General features: G+C 63.3%; 15 protein-coding genes. 7 read left to right on the top strand and 8 right to left on the bottom strand.

From position 1 onward, the window contains the following. From J2X19_RS20970 to J2X19_RS20960, 3 genes are all read right to left on the bottom strand, one after another. Positions 1–2,624, bottom strand: a 2,624-nt coding sequence (locus tag J2X19_RS20970; RefSeq protein WP_405048709.1) for a beta strand repeat-containing protein, incomplete at its 3' end; no start/stop codon positions are given. A 252-nt stretch (positions 2,625–2,876) separates the two neighbouring features. Next, positions 2,877–4,769: a tetratricopeptide repeat protein gene (locus tag J2X19_RS20965; RefSeq protein ID WP_310376202.1), complete on the bottom strand. Its 1,893-nt coding sequence runs from the start codon at positions 4,767–4,769 to the stop codon at positions 2,877–2,879. 37 nt (positions 4,770–4,806) lie between these two features. Then, positions 4,807–6,192 carry an efflux transporter outer membrane subunit gene (locus J2X19_RS20960; protein ID WP_116604142.1) on the bottom strand — a complete coding sequence of 462 codons (1,386 nt, stop codon included), beginning with the start codon at positions 6,190–6,192 and terminating at the stop codon, positions 4,807–4,809. Positions 6,193–6,341: 149 nt separating this feature from the next. Here J2X19_RS20960 and J2X19_RS20955 point away from each other — a divergent pair, with 149 nt between their 5' ends. Further along, positions 6,342–8,156 (top strand): O-linked N-acetylglucosamine transferase, SPINDLY family protein, encoded by a 1,815-nt coding sequence (locus J2X19_RS20955; RefSeq protein WP_310376199.1) that lies wholly within the window; start codon positions 6,342–6,344, stop codon positions 8,154–8,156. 4 nt (positions 8,157–8,160) lie between these two features. Here J2X19_RS20955 and pgi read toward each other — a convergent pair whose 3' ends face one another. From pgi to J2X19_RS20940, 3 genes are all read right to left on the bottom strand, one after another. Beyond that, positions 8,161–9,726 carry a glucose-6-phosphate isomerase gene (gene pgi, locus J2X19_RS20950; protein ID WP_310376197.1) on the bottom strand — a complete coding sequence of 522 codons (1,566 nt, stop codon included), beginning with the start codon at positions 9,724–9,726 and terminating at the stop codon, positions 8,161–8,163. 156 nt (positions 9,727–9,882) lie between these two features. Further along, on the bottom strand, positions 9,883–10,827 hold the full coding sequence (tal, locus tag J2X19_RS20945) for a transaldolase (protein ID WP_116604145.1): 945 nt from the start codon (positions 10,825–10,827) through the stop codon (positions 9,883–9,885). A 198-nt stretch (positions 10,828–11,025) separates the two neighbouring features. Further along, positions 11,026–12,051 (bottom strand): ABC transporter substrate-binding protein, encoded by a 1,026-nt coding sequence (locus J2X19_RS20940; protein WP_310376195.1) that lies wholly within the window; start codon positions 12,049–12,051, stop codon positions 11,026–11,028. Between the two features lie 171 nt (positions 12,052–12,222). On the opposite strand from J2X19_RS20940, the gene zwf reads away from it, so the two are divergent. Then, positions 12,223–13,683 carry a glucose-6-phosphate dehydrogenase gene (gene zwf, locus J2X19_RS20935; RefSeq protein WP_092762223.1) on the top strand — a complete coding sequence of 487 codons (1,461 nt, stop codon included), beginning with the start codon at positions 12,223–12,225 and terminating at the stop codon, positions 13,681–13,683. A gap of 155 nt (positions 13,684–13,838) precedes the next feature. Then, on the top strand, positions 13,839–14,687 hold the full coding sequence (locus tag J2X19_RS20930; protein ID WP_310376192.1) for a MurR/RpiR family transcriptional regulator: 849 nt from the start codon (positions 13,839–13,841) through the stop codon (positions 14,685–14,687). 50 nt (positions 14,688–14,737) lie between these two features. On the opposite strand, the gene J2X19_RS20925 is transcribed toward J2X19_RS20930, so the two are convergent. Beyond that, entirely contained in the window at positions 14,738–15,742 is a 1,005-nt protein-coding gene (locus tag J2X19_RS20925; protein ID WP_310376190.1) for an SDR family oxidoreductase, read from the bottom strand. A gap of 94 nt (positions 15,743–15,836) precedes the next feature. Here J2X19_RS20925 and J2X19_RS20920 point away from each other — a divergent pair, with 94 nt between their 5' ends. Together J2X19_RS20920 and pcaC are read left to right on the top strand one after the other, a co-directional pair. Then, on the top strand, positions 15,837–16,727 hold the full coding sequence (locus J2X19_RS20920) for a LysR family transcriptional regulator (protein ID WP_310376188.1): 891 nt from the start codon (positions 15,837–15,839) through the stop codon (positions 16,725–16,727). 32 nt (positions 16,728–16,759) lie between these two features. After that, complete coding sequence (gene pcaC, locus J2X19_RS20915; protein ID WP_310376186.1) at positions 16,760–17,137, top strand: 4-carboxymuconolactone decarboxylase; 378 nt, start codon at positions 16,760–16,762, stop codon at positions 17,135–17,137. Positions 17,138–17,213: 76 nt separating this feature from the next. Here pcaC and J2X19_RS20910 read toward each other — a convergent pair whose 3' ends face one another. Next, positions 17,214–17,825 (bottom strand): helix-turn-helix domain-containing protein, encoded by a 612-nt coding sequence (locus J2X19_RS20910; RefSeq protein ID WP_310376184.1) that lies wholly within the window; start codon positions 17,823–17,825, stop codon positions 17,214–17,216. Positions 17,826–17,937: 112 nt separating this feature from the next. Here J2X19_RS20910 and kbl point away from each other — a divergent pair, with 112 nt between their 5' ends. Next, positions 17,938–19,152, top strand: coding sequence for a glycine C-acetyltransferase (kbl, locus tag J2X19_RS20905; RefSeq protein WP_310376182.1), 1,215 nt, complete (start codon positions 17,938–17,940; stop codon positions 19,150–19,152). Positions 19,153–19,204: 52 nt separating this feature from the next. Further along, positions 19,205–20,146, top strand: coding sequence for an NAD-dependent epimerase/dehydratase family protein (locus J2X19_RS20900; RefSeq protein WP_310376180.1), 942 nt, complete (start codon positions 19,205–19,207; stop codon positions 20,144–20,146). Positions 20,147–20,183 lie beyond the last annotated feature (37 nt).

Raw genomic sequence — 20,183 nt, 5'->3', positions numbered from 1 at the left:
TGGCTGGTGCTCAGAGCCGCCACGCCTGCCGTAGTCAGTGCAGACACCTGGGCTGTCGTCAGCGCTACAACCTGGTTCGTCGTCAACGCCGCCACTTGGCTGGTGCTCAGGGCCGCAATACCGGCGGTACTCAACGCCTGGATCTGGTTGGTCGTCAAAGCTGCGACGTCCGTGGTCGTCAAGGCCGCGATCTGGCTGGTCTTGAGTGCTGCTACATCAACAGTTTCGATGGCAGCAACCTGGTTGGTCGTCAGCGCCGCTACGCCCGCAGTCGTCAACGAACCAACTTGACCTGTAGTCAAAGCCACGACTTGGTTTGTGGTCAAAGCAGCCACTTGCCCCGTACCCAGCGCTGCAATGCCCGCCGTGGTCACAGCTTGAATTTGACTGGTGGTCAAGGTTGCCACACCAGCCGTGGTCAGTGCTGCAACCTGGTTGGTCTTGAGAGCCGCAACATCCGCAGTCTCGATGGCGGCAACTTGATTGGTACTCAGGGCAGCCACCGAGCCAGTGCTCAGCGAAGCGACCTGGCCTGTAGTCAACGCCACAATTTGGCTCGTCGTCAGGGCTGTCACTTGGCCCGTACTCAAAGCCGCAATACCGGCAGTGCTTACAGCCTGGACTTGATTCGTCGTCAGAGCGGCCACACTGGCGGTGGTAAGAGCAGCAACCTGGCTGGTCTTCAACGCAGCTACATCGACAGTCTCTATCGCTGCGACTTGGGTGGTCGTCAACGCAGCCACACTATTCGTTGTCAGGGTACTAACCTGCGACGTCGTCAGTGCAACGATTTGCGCCGTCGTCAGTGCAACGACTTGCGCCGTCGTCAGCGCCAACACCTGTGTGCTGGTCAGCGTAGCGATATCTCTGGTTTCAATCGCAGCAGCCTGCGAAGTACTCAGTGCAGCAACGCCGGCCGTACTCAGGGCGGGCACCTGCGCGGTTGTCAATGCCACGACCTGGTTGGTGGTCAGTGCAGACACTTGCCCCGTGCTCAAAGCAGCAATGCCTGCCGTGCTAACTGCCTGGATTTGGTTGGTCGTGAGCGCAGCAATGCTAGCCGTGCCCAAAGCCGCAACCTGGCTGGTCTTCAGCGCTGCAACGTCGATGGTCTCTATCGCTGCCACTTGGTTGGTGCTGAGAGCGGCAACGTTGGCGGTGGTCAACGAAGCAACCTGGCCGGTCGTCAAGGCCACAACTTGATTCGTTGTCAGAGCCGTTACTTGACCAGTACTCAGAGCCGCAATACCGGCGGTACTCACTGCCTGGACCTGGGTGGTCGTCAAAGCTGCGACGCCGGCGGTCGTCAAAGCTGCAACCTGGCTAGTCTTTAACGCGGCCACATCGGCCGTTTCGATGGCCGCTACCTGGGTAGTCGTCAATGCAGCGACACCCGCTGTAGTCAACGAAGAAACCTGTGCCGTCGTCAACGCTACGACCTGGTTGGTTGTCAGCGCTGCTACGCTTGCCGTGGTCAGAGCTGCAACTTGGCCAGTCTTCAATGCGGCCACATCGGCCGTTTCGATAGCGGCCACCTGTGTCGTCGTCAATGCAGCGACACCCGCTGTAGTCAACGAAGAAACCTGTGCCGTCGTCAACGCTACGACCTGGTTGGTCGTCAGCGCGGCTACGCCTGCCGTGGTCAACGATGCGACCTGGTTGGTCGTCAGGGCCGCGATGTCTACTGTCTCGATCGCCGCCACCTGGCTGGTGCTCAGGGCGGCTACGCCGGCCGTCGTCAACGATGCCACCTGGCCCGTTGTCAAGGCCACGACCTGGTTGGTCGTCAACGCGGCCACTTGCGAGGTGCGCAAGGCGGCCACACCGGCCGTGCTGACCGCCTGGATCTGGTTGGTTGTCAGAGCGGCCACACCTGCGGTCGTCAAGGCCGCAACCTGGCTAGTCTTCAGGGCGGCAATATCAACTGTCTCAATCGCCGCCACCTGGCTGGTACTCAACGCGGCTACGCCGGTGGTCGTCAAAGATGAAACCTGGCCCGTCGTCAATGCCACAACCTGGTTGGTTGTCAAAGCCGTCACCTGGTTGGTGCTCAGAGCCGCAATACCGGCCGTGCTCACGGCCTGGACCTGGTTGGTTGTCAGAGCGGCCACACCGGCGGTTGTCAAGGCCGCAATCTGATTGGTCTTCAGGGAGGCAACGTCTGCTGTTTCGATCGCAGCCACCTGGCTGGTCGTCAAGGCAGCCACACCGCTTGTAGACAGTGATGCCACCTGGCCGGTTGTCAGCGCTACGACTTGGTTGGTTGTCAGCGCGGCCACCTGCGCGGTTTGCAATGCAGCAACACCCGCCGTACTCACCGCCTGGATCTGGCTGGTGGTCAGCGCAGCCACACCTGCTGTGGTCAATGCCGCTATCTGCGCCGTTTTTAGAACAGCGATGTCAACTGTTTCTATGGCCGCTATCTGGGTGGTGCTCAACGCCGCCATATCGGCTGTCGTCAAAGCGGCAATTTGCGCCGTTTTCAGCGCTACGACCTGGTCGGTCGTGAAAGCCGCCACCTGTGAGGTGGTCAACGCAACGATATCACCGGTCGATAAAGATTGAATTTGAAACGTCGTTAAGGCCGCAATTTGCGCCGTTGTCAAGCCAGTAACAATACTCATTTTTCAGCCCTTCGACATCAGGATGTCATCACAGTATTTTTTAAAGAGCAGTTTCCCAAAAAAGAAACCGCTCCATCGACCAAACAGATACGCCGGAATTTTTTGACACACCAACCAAAAACCAGCTACGCTTTAACGCACATCTCTGTCTTCGGCAGCTTTTGTACCAACTTAAACACTTTGTTAAGAAAAAGTAAATTTAAATTGAAGAATGTACTAAACGTAAGATTATGTAATGACATGCTGCCCTCTTTAGTGCGGTATGTCATGCGCGATGAACTCTTTTGCACGGCGTTGCGCCTCCAGTAACTGCGGAGCGCCAAGTTGAGACTCAGAACGCTTCTGATTCGCAAGCGCAGCAGCGTCGCCAGCGGCTCCCGCGATCACAAACCATTTGTGGGCTTCGATGGAATCCAGTGCAACGCCATCGCCAGTTGCATACAAAATTCCCAACCTGGATTGGGCATTGAGCACGCCCTGCAGTGCCGCCTTGCGAAACCAATGGAAAGCGCGCAAGGGGTTTTTCTCTACCCCCTCGCCTTTTCCGTACATCAACGCCAAGTTGTACTGGGCTTCGGGGTCCTGCTGATCGGCCGCCTTACTCCACCACAGAACGGCTTGCTCGGGCTTTTTAGAGAGTGAAAACAGCAGCCCCAGCGAAGACTGGGCGGCAACAAAGCCCTGGTCGGCGGCCTTTTGGCACCAGGCAAAGGCCTGCCGGAGGTTCCTTTTCAGGTCGTCGCCACCGCTGGCATACATGGAACCCAGGTTCCACTGCGCCTTCGCATCACCCTGGTCTGCGGCTTTCTGGTACCAGGAAAGGGCCAGCTGGAAGTCTTTTTCGACTCCCTTGCCCTTGAGGTACATGCCGCCCAAGGCGCATTGGGCCTGGGCGTACCCTTGCATTGCGGACCGCTGGCACCATAGAAAGGCCTGGACCACGTCTTGTTCTACGCCTTTGCCCGCGGCATATTGCTGCCCCAGCAGAAACTGCGCCTCCGCATCGCCTTGCTCGGCAACCTTCTTGAAACAGGCTGCAGCAACATGTTCCAGCCCGCTGCTGAAAAAGCTGCCCAATGTCATCAAGGCCGGCGCGTTACCCGACTCTCCCGCCTTAAAGTACCAAGCCAACCCGGCCAAGAAATCCTGCTCCACACTCTGGCCCGAACAATATCTGCGGCCCAAGGCAAACTGGGCCTCCACGTCACCCTGCGCGGCGGCCTTGTGGTACCAGGACAACGCCAGTGCGTCCTCGGTCGCCTCGTACCGCTTGGCCAAAGCCAGCTGCGCCCGGACATCGTCCTGCTGCGCAGCCGCTAAATACCAGGCATCCGCCTGACCGGCATCTTGTTCTACCCCCAGTCCCAGGTCATACATCAGACCCAGGTGGTATTGCACATTCGCATCGCCTTGCTCGGCCACCGCAGCCCAATCCCCGTCGGCCTGCCGGCGCTCGATACCACCGGGTTTGGGGCGAGGGCGCCCGCGCGCCTTGGAGCGCCCCATGCCGCTGGCATCCAGGTACTCCAAGGCAACCTGCGCAACCGGCGAGCATTGCTGGGCAGCCCTGCGGTACCAGAACAGCGCGGAATCGATATTCACCACACCGCTTTGCGGGTCGGCAAGCAGATCCGCCAGCGCACATTGCGCAGACGCCAGCCCCTGCTCCGCTGCCAATCCGTACCAGTACGCGGCCTGCTTGTTGTCTACAGGGACGCCATTGCCCCCCGCATATATGGCTCCCAACGCCGATTGCGCTTCCGCCACCCCCAGCTCCGCGGCCTTGGCCATGCAGCCACGCGACAAGTCCTGCGACTCTGCCGCATACAGCTTGCCAAGCCGGTACAAGGATTTGGCGTGCCCTTGCTCACCGGCTTTCTGAAACCAGTAAGCCGCCTTGGAGTGATCCTGTTCGATCCCCACGCCACTCACAAAGCGCGTTGCCAGCAGATATTGGGCAGCCGCATAGCCGCGCTCCGACGACTGGTGGATCCAGTGAATGGCCTGCTCGAAGTCCTGCTCGACACCGATACCATTGGCATACATCAGTCCCACCTCGTACTGGGCGTCCCGCAGCCCAAGCCGAGCCGACTTCAGGGTATTGATGAAGGTACGCTTCTCGTACGCCGGGCTTTTCAGCGCCATACAACCCCACTTGCGGCAACCACCACGACGCAGCCGCTCATGCCGCCGAACCTCCGCCCAATGCCTTATAGAGTTGGGCCGCAGATTCCAGCTGCAGCCTGCGCACCTGGGCGGTGGCCTGCTGTGCCGCCACGATATCGCGCTGCGCATCCAGCACCTCCAGATAGCCGACCATACCGGCCTTGAAGCGGGCCTCGGCAATCTGTAAGCGCTTGGCCTGGGCGTTCACATTGGCAGTGGAAGAACGCAGTTGCCGGGACAACGAGGCACGGGCCGACAGCAAGTCGGCCACCTCGCGAAACGCCTGCTGTATGGTCTTTTCATACTCCGCCACGGCGATCACCTTGCGCGCCTGCGCAATGTCCAGCCCGGCAGCCAAGCGCCCGCCGTCAAAAATCGGCAGCGACAACAAGGGCTGGAAGACCCAGGCACCGCCGCCACTGAACAGGCCGAACAAGCCCTGGCTCGCCAGGCCCAGGCTCGCCGTGAGGGTGACCTTGGGCAAAAAAGCCGCGCGGGCCGCACCAATATTGGCGTGCGCCGCCAGCAAGCGCTGTTCGGCCGACATCACATCCGGTCGCAACAGCAAGACCTCGGCAGGCAAACCAGCGGCCAGCTCCGTATCCAGGCCTTGCTCCTGGATCGTCCTACCACCGGTCGGCAGCTCGGACACCTTGCCGACCAGCAGATTCAGGCGGTTCTCGGCCATCGTATGCTGGTGCTCGATCTCTGCCAGCATCGACCGCGTGGACTCCACCATGCCCTCGGCCTGCTGGAACACGTAATCGTCCATGCCACCTACGTCTTTGCCTTTGGCGATCAAGGCCAGCGACTGCTCACGCAAATCCAGGGTCCGGCGCGTCAGATCCGTCAGCTCCCGGGTGTGCAAAAGCATGAAATACGAGGTCGCCACATCGGAAATCAAGGACAGCTGCACCGCGCGCTGCGCCTCCTCGGTGGCCAAATAGCTTCGGCGGGCGGCCTCCGACAAGCTGGCCAGGCGGCCCCAAAAATCCAGCTCGTAAGACACGGACGACAACGACACATCGAAGCGCTGGCTGGAGGACTTGACGCCGTCGCCGACAAAATCGGTCGCCGTATGGGTAGTGTTGCTGGACCCTAGAAAATTCAGCAGCGGCAGCTGGTCTGCCCGCACCACGCTGTACTGCGCGCGCGCCTCCACCACCCGGGCCGCGGCAATGCGCAAATCCCGGTTGTTCTCCAAAGTGGCTTCAATCAAGGCCTGCAACTGCGGGTCGGAAAAGAACGCGTGCCAATGGATCTGGGCCGCGGCCTGCTGGCTCTCGGCCCCGGTCTTGCCCGGCCAGGCGTTGGGCACGGGCAGCGACGGACGCTGGAACTCCGATGTCTGCGCGCATGCCGACAAAAGCAACGCAGCAAACAAAATGGTGGCCCTGGACATGGTGGGGTGGCGCTTTGGACTCGAATATGGGTGGCCCATTATTGAGGCAGTCGCCCGCCTGCGTGGGCGGGAAGTGGACGCAAAAACCGGTGCATTTATTGAGGTACGATGGTTTTCAATCCGTACTTTTTGGGTCGCCTGTGAAAACAATGGAAGAGACATTCGCGTCCGCAGTATTGCGTGCATGGCGGCAAGAACTTGAGTTTCCAGAGCTGATCGACTGCACTTCGCAACTTGAAGCCCAGCAACTGGGGCCCCTGGCCATCGTGCTGTACCAGACCTGGCTGACCCGCACCGACTCTCCCTACGCCCACGCCGTCAACTTCAATCTCGGCGTCTCCCTCTCCAACCAGAACGACCTGCCGGGAGCGCAAGCCGCCTACCTGCGCGCCATCGCCATCGCCCCGGCGTTTATCCAGCCACGGCTGAATCTGGGCATGCTCTACGAACGCATGGGACACATCGACAAAGCCCTGCTGGAATGGCGCTGGGTCGAACAGAACATTTCACCCGCTGCACCGGAGAGTCGCCCCCTGGTCTTGATGGCACTGAACCACCTCGGCCGCGTGCTGGACACCCGCAAGCAGTTCCAGGACGCGCTGCAGTTCCTGGGCCGCAGCCTGGCCATCGACCCGCACCAGCCCGATGTCGTGCACCACTGGGTGCACCTGCGCCAAAAGCAATGCGTCTGGCCCATCTATGCCCCGCTCGATGGCATCAGCGTGGAGACCATGCTGGAATGCACCTCCGCCCTGGCCATGCTGAGCGTAACCGACGACCCGGCAGTGCAGCTGGCCGCCGCACGCCGCTTTGTGCACAAAAAAGTCCTCTCCGACGTGCCCCGGCTGGCGCCGGCACAGGGCTACCAGCACCGCAAGCTGCGTATCGCCTACGCCTCATCGGATTTCTGCATGCACCCGGTGTCGCTGCTTACCGCCCAGCTGTTCGAGCTGCACGACCGTTCGCAATTTGAGGTCTATGGCTTTTGCTGGAGCCCGGAAGACGGCTCGGCCATGCGCCAACGGGTGATTGCCGCGATGGACCATTTCTTCCGCATCGACCAGCTTAGCGACGAAGCCGCCGCCCAGCTGATCCGCGACCATGAAATCGACATCCTGGTCGACCTGCAAGGCCAGACCTCGGGTGCACGGGCCAATATGCTGGCCTACCACCCTGCCCCTGTGCAGATCACCTATCTGGGCCTGCCCGCCACCACCGGCCTGCCGTCTATCGACTATGTGATCGCCGACCGATTCCTGATCCCCGAGGAAATTGCGCCGCATTACTCAGAAAAGCCGCTGTACATGCCGGACATTTACCAGGTCAGCGACCGGCAGCGCGGCGTAGCCGCCACGCCCAGCCGCGCCAGCTGCGGCCTGCCGGCCGAGGGTTTTGTGTTTTGTTCGCTGAACAACAACTACAAATACACCCCCGAGGTATTCGATACCTGGATGCGCATCCTGCTGCGCACCCCAGGCAGTCTGCTGTGGCTGCTGTCGGACAACCCCTGGGCCGAGCAGAACCTAGTGCGCGAAGCCCAAGCCCGGGGCGTGGACCCGGCGCGGCTGTTCTTCGCCCCCCGGGTCTCGCCCGAGAACTACCTGGGCCGGTTTCCGGTGGCCGATCTGTTCCTCGACACCTTTCCGTTCAACGCCGGTACCACGGCCAACGATGCGCTGTGGATGGGGCTACCGGTGCTCACTTACTGCGGCCGCTCGTTTGCCTCGCGCATGGCGGGCGCCCTGCTCACCGCCGCCCAGCTGCCCGAGCTGATCACCTACAACCTGCAGGACTACGAGGAAAAAGCCGTGGCTTTGGCCACCGATCCGCAGGCCTGCAGCCGGCTGCGTGCGCATCTGAAAGAAGTGCACGAACACGGCGTGCTGTTCGACACACCCTTGTTCGTGCGCAACCTGGAGGCCAACTTCCAGCGTCTGTGCGCCCCGCAGCCGCCACAACCGTAAAGGCTTAGCGCAGGCGGTTCAACAGGCCGGCGGTGGAGCCGTCCAGCCCCGTCACATCGCCCGACTGCAGGCGCGGCTCGATGTCCTTGGCCAGCACCTTGCCCAGCTCCACACCCCATTGGTCGAAGCTGTTGATACCCCACAGCGCTCCGCTGACGAACACGCGGTGCTCCTGCAACGCAATCAGCGCGCCAAAGCTGGCCGGGGTCAGGTCGTCCAGCAGCAAGAAGGTGCTGGGCCGGTTGCCCGGGAAGTTGCGGTGCCCGCCGGCATCTACCTTGCCGACCATCAGCGCCTGGGCCTGCGCGACCACGTTCGCCAGCAAGGTGTTGTGGTGGCCGGCCAGGCTGTGGCGGGCTTTCTTGACGGCAATGAATTCGACAGGCACCACGTCCGTGCCCTGGTGCAGCATCTGGAAGTACGCATGCTGGCCATTGGTGCCGGCTTCGCCCCACAGCACCGGGCAGGTATCGAAGGGCAATGCCTGGCCTTGCATGTCCACCTGCTTGCCATTGCTCTCCATCTCCAGCTGCTGCAGATAGGCCGGCAGGCGGCGCAGCGCGCTGTGGTACGGCGCAATGCTGCGGCTGCTGAAGCCGTGGAAGTTGCGGTACCAGACGTCCAGCAGGCCGAGACGGATCGGCAGGTTCTGCTCCAGCGGCGCGCTGCGGAAGTGCTCGTCCATGGCCTCGGCACCGGCCAGGAAGTCGCGGAAGTTGGCCGCGCCAATCGCAATCGCCACAGGCAGGCCAATCGCCGACCACATGGAATAGCGGCCGCCCACCCAGTCCCAGAAGCCGAAGGTGGTGCTGATGCCAAAGTCCTTGGCCGCCGCCACATTGGTGGTCAGTGCCGCAAAGTGGCGGGCCGTGTCGGTGCCACCCTGCGCCTCGAACCAGGCCTTGGCCGAGCGGGCATTGGTCATGGTCTCGGTGGTGGTGAAGGTCTTGGATGCGATCAGGAACAAGGTGCTGCCCACCTGCAGACGCGGCAGCAGCGCCGCCAGCTCGTGGCCGTCGACGTTGGACACGAAGTGCATGCGCTTGCTGGGCGTGGCAAACGCATCCAGCGCCAGCGTAGCCATCAGCGGGCCCAGATCCGAGCCGCCGATGCCGATGTTCACCACGTCGGTGATGCCGCTGTCGGCCCGGATGGTTTCGGCAAACGCCAGCATCGCATCCAGGGTAGCATGCACCTCGGCCAGTTCATTTTTGATAGCTGCTGACGCAGGTGCTGCCTGCGTGGGAGCACTTTTTCTTAATAAAAAGTGCATGACCGCGCGGTCTTCGGTGGTGTTGATCTTGGCGCCGGCGAACATCGCGTCGCGGTGCACCTCCACGCCGGTCTGGCGCGCCAAGTCGAACAGCAGGTTCTGGGTGGCCGCGTCGATCCGGTTCTTCGACAGATCGGCGAACACGTAGGGTGCATCCTGGCTGAAGGCGGCAAACCGGCCGGGTTCGGCGGCGAAAGCCTGGCGCAAATCCAGCGCCGCACCGGTGGCAGCGTACTGGGCCTGGAGCTGTGCCCAGGCGGGCACGGTGTCACAACGGGGGCGGTGGAATGCGTCCATCTTTTGGTCCTTTTGGGTTTTATAAGTGGGTAACCCCAAACGACAGTCAGAACGCACCGCCCTCAGGGATACCACGGAACCGGCTTTGCCGGGCCGTCGGTATCGCCCCCTGCAAGGGGGTTGGCGTAGCGCAGCGTAGCCTGGGGGTGAGTGAAATTAAGCCGCCAGCAGTTTGTCGAGCTTGATGGCATCGGCCACGAAGCCGCGGATGCCTTCGGCCAGCTTTTCGGTGGCCATCGCGTCCTGGTTCAGGGCAAAGCGGAAAGCCGCCTCGTCCAGCTTGACTTCTTCCAGGTCCATGGCCTGGGCAGCTTTGGCGTCCAGCGTACGGTTCAGCGGCGCATTGGATTCGGCCAGCAGGGCCAGCAGGTCGGGGCTGATGGTCAGCAGGTCGCAACCGGCCAAGGCGGTGATCTGGCCGACGTTGCGGAAGCTCGCACCCATGACTTCAGTGGCAATGCCGAAACGCTTGTAGTAGTTGTAGATCTGCGTTACAGAGATCACGCCCGGGTCTTTGGCGCCGGCCATATCGGCTTCCACCCAGGCAGTGCCGGCGGTCTTTTTGTACCAGTCGTAGATGCGGCCGACGAAGGGCGAGATCAGCTGCACCTTGGCCTGGCCGCAGGCCACGGCCTGGGCAAAGCTGAACAGCAGCGTGAGGTTGGTGCGGATGCCGGCTTTTTCCAGCTGGGCTGCAGCCTGGATGCCTTCCCAGGTGGAGGCCACCTTGATCAGGATGCGTTCCTTGGCAATGCCTTCGGCCGCATACATCTCGATCAGGCGCTTGCCGCGGGCCACGGTAGCGGCGGTGTCGAAGCTCAGGCGCGCATCGACTTCGGTGGACACGCGGCCCGGCACGATGGACAGGATTTCGCAGCCAAAGCGCACGATCAGCCGGTCGGTGATCTCGTCCAGCGGACGGCCGCGGTACTTGGCCACGGCCTCGGCCAGCAGCGGCTGGTAGTCGGCCTTTTGCACAGCCTTGAGGATCAGCGACGGGTTGGTAGTGGCGTCGGTGGGCAGGAACACGCCGAGCTGCTTGAAGTCGCCGGTATCTGCCACCACGGTGGTGAATTGCTTGAGGGAGTCGAGTTGGGACATGGTTGTCTTCGTAGTAGTCAGAACCCAAGGAGACGCGGGGTTCTTTCGCTGGAGCAAGAGCCGCACCCACGCGGTGCAAACTCTAGAATAGTACAAACAAAACCGCCCCGCAGCGGCTGCACGGCCATCTTTCGGGTTACGAAATCTTGCGGGCCGGGGGCGCTGCTGCACGCCCCTAACACCTGAGCGGTGTGCCAGTCACCGGGGGAGCGAGTTCACGTCCTTTTCCCAGCGGGCGATGAGGCGGCGGCGCTCGGCGCTCGAGCCGTATTTGGCGTAGTCGTAGTTGATGAACTTGATCTTCTTGAAGTCGGGCACCCGCTCATCGAGCTTGGCGCTCTTGTTGCTGGGCAGTTGGAACTGCTTGGCCGCGGCGCCCATTTCCTGGGTCGACGGGGCCAGCGCCCAGTCGTAGAACTTCTTGGCGGCCTCCAGATTGCGCGCGCCCTTGACCAGGCTCATGGAGCCGATCTCGGCGCCGGTGCCGTCCGCGGGGGTTACGGTGTCGACTGGAAAGCCCTGCATCCTCTCGCCCGGTGCGTCGTGCACAAAGCTGATGGAAATCGCGGTTTCGCCGCGCGCCACCGCCTTGATCGGGCCGGTGCCCGAGCGGGCGTACTGGCTGACGTTCTGGTGCAAGCCCTTCAGGTAGTCAAACGCCTTGTCCTCGCCCATCAGCTGCACCAGGGTGGCGACCATGGTGTAGGCGGTGCCGCTGGAGGCCGGGTTCGCCACCTGGATCTCGCCCTTGTATTCGGGCTTGAGCAAGTCGGCCCAGGTCTTGGGGATGGGCAGCTTCTTTTTGGCGACCAGCTCGGTGTTGTAGCCAAAGCCCAAGGGCCCCGAATAAATGCCCACCGTCTTGTAGCCCGACTGCTGGGCCTGCTGCTGCGCCCAGGGGTGCAGCTGGGCCAGCAACGGCGATTTGTACTCCAGGCTCAGGTTCTGCTCGGCGGCCTGCAGATGCGGGTCGCCGGTGCCGCCGAACCAGAGGTCGGTCTTGGGGTTTTCTTTCTCGGCCGTCAGCTGGGCCAGGGCTTCGCCCGAGCCTTTGAGCGACATATTCACCTTGACCCCGGTGGTCCGCGCATACACGGTAGACAGCATGCTGCACCACTCGGCCTGCACCGAACAAATGATGTTGACCTGCCCCTGGGCCATGGCGCCGGCCGGCAAACCCATAGCCAAGGCAGCCACGGCCGCGGTCCAAATAGTTTGTTTCATAGAGACCCAAGAGTAACTAGATTACCAACCCAGCTTATCCCGCGGTTTGAAAGCGCCACAAGCGGGAAAACACCAAGTAAACGGGCCTGAAAAAGTATTTTTCGCCACCGCATTTGCAAAAACCTGAAACTAAGTTACATTGTCGATCATCATTTTGGATGCACCTTCCCCATGAGCTTTGATCTAGTCCTTTTCGGCGGCACCGGCGACCTCGCTTGGCGCAAACTGATGCCCGCCCTGTTCCAGTCTTTCCGCCACGGCACCCTGCCCGAAGGCGGCCGCATCATCGGCGTAGGCCGCGACAACCTGAGCCACGACCAGTACCGCGAACTCATCAAGTCGCGCTTTGACAGCGTCGAAGGCGCCAAGCGCCCGAACGCCGAAGAATTCGCGCGCTTCGCCGCCCTGCTGGAATTCCAGCGCATGGACTTGTCCATGCCCGGCGATTACGCCACCCTGGCCGCCACGCTCACGGAGCGCAACGCCGACTCGGTGGTGATGTACGTAGCCACCGCGCCCGGCCTGTTCACCACCGTCTGCGAGCAGCTGGCGGCTGCCGGCCTGAACACCGACAAAACCCGCATCGTGCTGGAAAAGCCACTGGGCCACGACCTGGCCTCGAACCGCGCAATCAACGAAACCGTGCGCCGCTGCTTCAAGGAAAACCAGGTTTTCCGCATCGACCATTACCTGGGCAAGCCTTCGGTACAAAACCTGTTTGCGCTGCGCTTTGGCAACGCCTTGTTCGAGCCGCTGTGGAAACGCGAGCACATCGCCAACATCCAGATCACCATTGCCGAAGACCTGGGCGTGGAGAAGCGCGGTGCCTTCTACGAAAACACCGGTGCACTGCGCGACATGGTGCAAAACCACGCGCTGCAACTGCTGTGCGCCATCGGCATGGAGCCGCCGATCAACTCGCACGCCGATGCCATCCGCGACGAAAAGCTCAAGGTCTTGCGCTCGCTCAAGCCCTGGACGGCCGAGACCCTGTCGCAGCACGTGATCCGCGGCCAGTACAGCGCCGGCAAGTCGGGCAGCTCGAAAGTGCCCGGCTACCGCGAAGAACTGGGCGTGAGCCCCGACAGCCAGACCGAAACCTTTGTCGCGCTGCGCACCGAAATCGCTAACTGGCGCTGGGCCGGCGTGCCGTTCTACATCCGCACCGGCAAGCGCCTGGCCGGACGCGACGCGCACATCGTGGTCAACTTCCACCAAACACCGCACCCGATCTTCAACGCGCCGGTCGGCGCCGCGAACCGCCTGGTGATCAACCTGCAACCCAAGGACGGGCTCGAGCTGCACCTGCTGGCGCAAGCCCAGGGCAACCGCAGCCGCTCGGCCAGCCAGTCGCTGGCACCGGTGCAGCTGGACCTGGACTTCGACAAGCGCTTCGGCTCCGAGCGCGTGGGCGCCTACGAGCGCCTGCTGCTCGACGTGCTCGACGGCCGCCTGAACCTGTTCGTGCGCAGCGACGAGCAGGAAGAAGCCTGGCGCTGGGTCGAACCCATCATCGAACACTGGAAGAACGACGCCGCCGGCCCACGCCCCTATGTGGCTGGCACCTGGGGGCCCAGCGCTTCCAGCGCGATGATTGCCAGAGATGGCTATTGCTGGAGCGAAGAGTCCTAGACATCCATGTCTGACCAGCCCCCAACCACACTGAACGCCATGAACAAACTCCTTCCAGAAATGCCACGGGACCGGCTTTGCCGGACCGTCGGCATTGCCCCCTGCAAGGGGGTTGGCGAAAGCGACACGCAGTGCGCGAAGCCTGGGGGTGAGCCATGCTAGACCGCATCAAAGCTTCCCTTTCGTCGCTAGCCCCGGCCGAGCAGCGCGTGGGCAAGCTGGTGCTGACCGACCCGCGCGCCTTTGCCAACCTGCCTGTCAGCGAGCTGTCCGACCGGGCCCACGTCAGCAAGCCCACCGTGGTGCGCTTCTGCCGCAGCATGGGCTATGACGGCCTGAGCGACTTCAAGCTCAAGCTGGCCGGCAGCGTGAGCGAGGGCGTGCCCTTCATCCACCGCAGCGTGGACGTGGACGACAAGACCAGCGACGTGATGGTCAAGGTGATCGACAACACCGTCGCCGCCTTCCTCAAATACCGCAACGAAGCCAGCACCAGCGCGCTGGAAAAAGCCGCCGAAACCCTGGCCGCCACCTACAAGACCGGCAAGCGCATCGAGTTCTACGGCGCCGGCAATTCCGGCATCGTGGCGCAGGACGCGCAGCACAAATTCTTCCGCCTGGGCGTGCACACCATTGCCTACAGCGATGGCCACATGCAGGTAATGGGTGCCTCCATGCTGGACCCGGGCGACTGCGTGGTGATCATCTCCAACTCGGGCCGCACCCGCGACCTGATGGACGCCTGCGACATCGCGCGCAAGAACGGCGCGACCACCATCGTCATCACCACCAGCGGCTCGCCCCTGGCCTCCGCTGGCCACATCCACCTGGCCGCCAACCACCCCGAAGGCTACGAGCGCTACAGCCCCATGGTGTCGCGCCTGCTGCATTTGATGATCATCGACATACTCGCCACCTGCGTGGCGCTGCGCATCGGCGGCGAGCACCTGACCCCCAAGCTGCAAGAAATCAAGAACAACCTGCGCAACAAGCGCTACACCTGATCTTCATGCATGAAAACAGGGCCTGGCGCAATATCTACCTGCGCCAGCAGCTACTGATTCAATAGCAGGCTCGATTCCACCTGGGCCACCGGCAAACAGCCCAAGCCCTCCAGCGTCGCCTCTACCGCCACGTCCAGCGCGGTATGCGGCTCGCGCCCCAGCACAGCCACCAGCTTGGCGTTGTCCAAGCGCACCGGCTGCTGCCACAGGTAACGCATCTCTTGCAACTCGCGCAGCGTTTCCACGAAGGGGGCGGCCAGCCGCATCAACCACCACGGGAAAGCCGCCACACGGGGAGTGACCCCACCGCGCCGGGCCACCACACGGCAGATTGCCTGGGCCATCTGGCTGCCATCGGCATCCCAGTGGCCGCCGAAATGGAAGCTGGAAAACGCGTCCAGGCTGTCTCGCCGTGCCAGCAAGGCAAGCATGCTGCGGGCCACATCCGGCAGGTAAGCCCACTGGTGGCCCACACCGACGCGCCCCGGGTTGCTGACGCTGCGCACCGCCCGCCCCGGCTTGACCAGGCCCTGGGCAAACCAGCTGTTGCCGGCCTGCGGGCCAAAAAAGTCGCCAGCCCGCACGACCAGCACCCGCGCGCCCTGCTGGCTGGCGGCCTGCAAACGCTGCTCCAGCGCCACCCGGATCGCGCCCTTGCGCGTCAGCGGCTGCTGGGGTGCGGTCTCGGCCAGCAGCGGAAACGCATCCGGCCCGTAGTTGTAGACCGTGCCGGGCAGCACGATGGTGGCGCGCTCCGCCTTGGCGGCGGCGATGCTGTTGTCCAGCATGGGCAGCACCAGCTCGGCCCAGCGGCGGTAGCCGGGTGGGTTCACCGCATGCACGATGACGCTGCAGCCCTGGGCCGCGGCCAGCACATCGGCCTGCTGCATGGCGTCGCCGCGCAGCCAGTGGATGCCGTCTTTCAGCTCGCCGGCCGCCGGCACGCTCCGCTGCATGGCGCGTACCTTCCAGCCGGCGTCGCGCAGCTGGCGGGCCATTTCGCCGCCAATGCCGCCGGTTGCGCCGAGGACCAAAACCGTCTGCTTGTTGTCCATGAGATGCTCCAAAAAAGTAGGGATGGGGCGATTCTGGAAGCTGTGGCATTCAAATGGAATTGCCGAACATGCACCAGCGGCTATACATTTATGCATGGCAACCGATATTGGCTGGGAACTCTACCGCTCGTTTTTAGGCGTCTTGCAGGAAGGCTCGCTGTCCGGCGCCGCCCGTGCGCTGGGCGTGGCCCAGCCGACGGTGGGCAGGCACATTGCCGCGCTGGAGCAGGCCTTGAAGCTACCCTTGTTCACCCGCTCGCAGGCCGGCCTGCTGCCCACCGAGGCCGCGCTGGCCTTGCGCAGCGACGCCGAAGCCATGGCCAGCACGGCGGCCGCCCTGCAGCGCACCGCGTCCAGCCAAGGCGAAGGTGTGCGCGGCACGGTACGGGTCACGGCCAGCGAGATCATTGGCGTGGAGGTGCTGCCGCCCATCCTGACCCGGCTGCGCGCGCGGTACCCCGACTTGAAGATCGAGCTGCTGCTGAGCAACCGGGTCCAAGACCTGCTGCACCGCGAGGCCGACATCGCCGTGCGCATGCTGCGGCCCCAGCAGGAGCTGCTGGTGGCGCGCCGCATTGGCACGGTCGAGCTAGGCCTGCACGCCCACCAGCGCTACCTGGAGCAGCACGGCACGCCGCGCAGCCTGGCCGACCTGGCACAACACGCGCTGATCGGCTTCGACACCGAAACCCCGTTTATCCGCAGCATCGGCAAGTCCTTGCAAGGCGTGTTCAAGCGCGACAACTTCGCGCTGCGCAGCGACAGCGACCTGGCGCACTGGGCGCTGATCCAGGCCGGCGCCGGCATCGGCATCTGCCAGGTGGCACTGGCGCGGCGCAAGCCGGAGCTGGTTCGGTTGCTGCCAGAGCAAGCCAGCCTGCCGCTGGAGACCTGGATCACCATGCACGAGAACCTGCGCCACAGCCCGCGCTGCCGCGCCACCTTTGATGCCTTGGTGGAAGGGCTGCAGCAACACATCGCTTAGAGTGGCGCATCCTTTTATTACCGGGAGCCCCCATGAACCAAGAGCTGTTTGACCAAGGCCTGAAAACCCGCCGCGAGGTGCTGGGCGCCGAGTATGTGGACGCGGCGATCCAGAACGCCGATGACTTCAACCGCGACATGCAGGAGCTGGTGACCCAGTACGCCTGGGGCGACATCTGGAACCGCCCGGGCCTGGACCGCAAGACCCGCAGCCTGCTGAACCTGGCCATGCTGACCGCGCTGAACCGGCCGCACGAGCTCAAGCTGCACCTGCGCGGCGCGCTGACCAATGGCGTCAGCAAGGACGAAATCAAAGAGGTTTTTCTGCAAACCGCCGTCTACTGCGGCGCGCCCGCGGCCATCGACAGCTTCCGCACCGCCAAGGACGTGTTCAAGGAACTGGGCGTTTGACCCTGGCCCGTCGTTTTAAGCAAAAACGGCCTCCAGCGCATATTCCACCTGCGCGAGTAGCTATTCTTTTGATAGCCTACAGCGCATGCACCACGACCAGCCAGGCCGTGGCTTCGCCCTTGCCCAGGTTGCGGATCAGATGCGGCCGGTCGGCCGCGTAGCGGGCGGTTTCGCCAGGCTTCAGGCGCTGCTTTTCGTCGCCCGACACGACTTCCACCGCGCCCGTCAGCAGGGTCAGATGTTCGCGCGTGCCGTCCTCGTGTGCCTGTGACTCCAGCGCGCCGCCGCCTTGCAGGCTCAGCGCATACCACTCGAACTGGCCGGCCAGGTCGATGGGCCCAAGGATGCGCAGCTCGCAGGCCCCGTCCGGATTGCGCAGCGACGGCGTAGCATGGGCGGGCACCACGGTGATCGCCGGAGCGGCCGGCGGCGGCGGCGCGCCGAGCAGATCGCCCAGCGGCACACCCAGCGCATTGGCCAGCCGCCAGACCACCGCCACCGTGGGGTTGGCCTGGGCGCGCTCGATCTGCGACAGCATGGACTTGGAGACACCGGCCTTGCGCGACAAGGCGTCCAGCGACAGCGATTGCGCCTGGCGCAGCGCGGCCAGGGTATCGCCGACGCGCGGCGGCTCGGCGCTTGCAGGCGGACTGGCAGCAGGGGAGGATTTGGAGGAACGTTGCAGCATAGTTTGACGAAGGGATTTATCCACTATATTGATTTTTTGTTCGATATACAGCACAATTTCGATTTACTGCATAAGCCGCATTGTGCCCGACCGTCTACAGAAAGAGAATGCCATGGCGACCACCCCCGACTTTTACGCCCACCTGCAGCAAGAGCTGCAAGGCATCCGCGACGCCGGTTTGTACAAGGCCGAGCGGGTGATCTCCAGCGCCCAGGGCCCGCGCATCCAGACCCTGGCTGCCGACGGCTCGGCGCGCGAGGTGCTGAACCTGTGCGCCAACAACTACCTGGGCCTGTCCAGCCACCCGGCGGTGGTGGCGGCCGCCGCAGACGCACTCAAAACCCATGGCTACGGCCTGAGCTCGGTGCGCTTCATCTGCGGCACGCAAGACCTGCACAAGACGCTGGAAGCGCGGCTGTCGGCCTTCCTGGGCACCGAGGACAGCATCCTCTACGCGGCGGCCTTCGATGCCAATGGCGGCCTGTTCGAACCGCTACTGGGCGAGCAGGACGCCATCATCAGCGACACCCTGAACCATGCGTCCATCATCGACGGCATCCGACTCTGCAAGGCCAAGCGTTACCGCTACGCGCACAACGACATGGCCGACCTGGAGCGCCAGCTGCAGCAGGCCCAAGGAGATGGCGCGCGCCACACCCTGGTGTTTACCGATGGCGTGTTCTCCATGGACGGCACCATCGCCCAGCTGGATGTGATGCGCAAGCTGTGCGACCAGTACGGCGCCCTGCTCGGGATAGACGAATGCCATGCCAGCGGCTTCATCGGCGCGACCGGCCGCGGCACACACGAGCACCGTGGCGTGTTCGGTCAAGTGGACATCATCACCGGCACCCTGGGCAAGGCGCTGGGCGGAGCCTCCGGCGGCTTTACCAGCGCGCGGCGCGAAGTCATAGACCTGCTGCGCCAGCGCTCGCGGCCCTATCTGTTCTCCAACACCGTAGCCCCCAGCATCGTCGGCGCATCGATAGCCGTGCTGGATTTGCTGGAGGGCTCTACCGCCCTGCGCGACACGCTGGCCGACAATACCGCCTACTTCCGCAGCGCGATTGCCCAGGCCGGGTTTGACATCAAGCCCGGCGACCACCCCATCGTGCCCATCATGGTCTATGACGCCGTGGTCGCCCAGCAGCTGGCGGCCCGGCTGCTGGAGCTGGGCGTGTACGTGGTGGGTTTCTTCTTCCCGGTCGTGCCCAAGGGCCAGGCCCGCATCCGCGTGCAGCTGAGTGCAGCCCATACCCGACCCGACCTGGAGCGCGCAGTGGCGGCCTTCATCCAGGCCGGGCGTGAGTTGGCGTTGATTAATTAATAAGGATGCGCTTAGGCCTCACGGCAGTGATGTCTAAGCACAAAAGGAAAATATGGATACCCGGATTCTCATCATCGGCGCCAACGGCCAGATCGGCACCGAACTGGCCCAGGCCCTGGTACAGCGCCACGGCGCAGAGGCCGTCATCACCAGCGACCAGGTGCCCCAGGGCCGCTTGCCCGGCGTGCACCACGAAGCACTGGACGTGACCGAAAACGCCGCCCTCACCGAGGTGGTAGAGCGCAACCACATCACCCAGATCTACCTGCTGGCCGCGGCACTGTCGGCGCGCGGCGAACAGCACCCCAAATGGGCCTGGGACTTGAACATGAAGAGCCTGTTGAATGTGCTGGAGCTGGCCCGCACCCACAAGCTGCAACGGGTTTTCTGGCCCAGCTCCATCGCCGCCTTCGGCCCCAGCACCCCGCGCGACAACACGCCGCAGCAGACGGTGATGGACCCGACCACGGTGTACGGCATCTCCAAGCTGGCCGGCGAAGGCTGGTGCAACTGGTACCACCGCAACCACGGCGTGGACGTGCGCAGCCTGCGCTACCCGGGCCTGATCAGCTGGAAGACCGCGCCCGGCGGCGGTACCACCGACTATGCCATCGAGATATTCCACGCCGCGCTGAAACTCGGCCGCTACACCAGCTTCCTGGCCGCCGACACCGCCCTGCCCATGATGTACATGCCCGACGCCATCCGCGCCACGCTGGAACTGATGGAAGCGCCGGCGGAAAAAATACGCGAGCGCGGCTCCTATAACCTGGGCGGCATCAGCTTCACCCCGGTGCAGATCGCCGAGGCGATTGCGCGCTACGTGCCCGGCTTCAGTCTGGACTGCGTACCCGACTACCGCCAGGCGATAGCCGACAGCTGGCCACGCTCCATCGACGACCAGGCCGCGCGCAACGACTGGGGCTGGAAGGCCGAATACAACCTGGATGCGATGGTGCGCGACATGCTGAAGAACCTCAGCGGCCAGAAATAAGCCCTGTCAGCCCCCGGCCCGCGCAGCGAGGCCCCCT

This window comes from Rhodoferax ferrireducens, assembly GCF_031458075.1.
Taxonomy (GTDB): Bacteria; Pseudomonadota; Gammaproteobacteria; order Burkholderiales; family Burkholderiaceae_C; genus Rhodoferax_B; species Rhodoferax_B ferrireducens_A.
This window is presented reverse-complemented; position numbering and strand designations above follow the sequence as displayed.

Excerpts from the sequence above, each read along its gene's own strand:
- J2X19_RS20965 (WP_310376202.1), bottom strand. The coding sequence starts at position 4,769 with ATGGCGCTGAAAAGCCCGGCGTACGAGAAGCGTACCTTCATCAATACC.
- J2X19_RS20960 (WP_116604142.1), bottom strand. The coding sequence starts at position 6,192 with ATGTCCAGGGCCACCATTTTGTTTGCTGCGTTGCTTTTGTCGGCATGC.
- J2X19_RS20955 (WP_310376199.1), top strand. The coding sequence starts at position 6,342 with ATGGAAGAGACATTCGCGTCCGCAGTATTGCGTGCATGGCGGCAAGAA.
- pgi (WP_310376197.1), bottom strand. The coding sequence starts at position 9,726 with ATGGACGCATTCCACCGCCCCCGTTGTGACACCGTGCCCGCCTGGGCA.
- tal (WP_116604145.1), bottom strand. The coding sequence starts at position 10,827 with ATGTCCCAACTCGACTCCCTCAAGCAATTCACCACCGTGGTGGCAGAT.
- J2X19_RS20940 (WP_310376195.1), bottom strand. The coding sequence starts at position 12,051 with ATGAAACAAACTATTTGGACCGCGGCCGTGGCTGCCTTGGCTATGGGT.
- zwf (WP_092762223.1), top strand. The coding sequence starts at position 12,223 with ATGAGCTTTGATCTAGTCCTTTTCGGCGGCACCGGCGACCTCGCTTGG.
- J2X19_RS20930 (WP_310376192.1), top strand. The coding sequence starts at position 13,839 with ATGCTAGACCGCATCAAAGCTTCCCTTTCGTCGCTAGCCCCGGCCGAG.
- J2X19_RS20925 (WP_310376190.1), bottom strand. The coding sequence starts at position 15,742 with ATGGACAACAAGCAGACGGTTTTGGTCCTCGGCGCAACCGGCGGCATT.
- J2X19_RS20920 (WP_310376188.1), top strand. The coding sequence starts at position 15,837 with ATGGCAACCGATATTGGCTGGGAACTCTACCGCTCGTTTTTAGGCGTC.
- pcaC (WP_310376186.1), top strand. The coding sequence starts at position 16,760 with ATGAACCAAGAGCTGTTTGACCAAGGCCTGAAAACCCGCCGCGAGGTG.
- J2X19_RS20910 (WP_310376184.1), bottom strand. The coding sequence starts at position 17,825 with ATGCTGCAACGTTCCTCCAAATCCTCCCCTGCTGCCAGTCCGCCTGCA.
- kbl (WP_310376182.1), top strand. The coding sequence starts at position 17,938 with ATGGCGACCACCCCCGACTTTTACGCCCACCTGCAGCAAGAGCTGCAA.
- J2X19_RS20900 (WP_310376180.1), top strand. The coding sequence starts at position 19,205 with ATGGATACCCGGATTCTCATCATCGGCGCCAACGGCCAGATCGGCACC.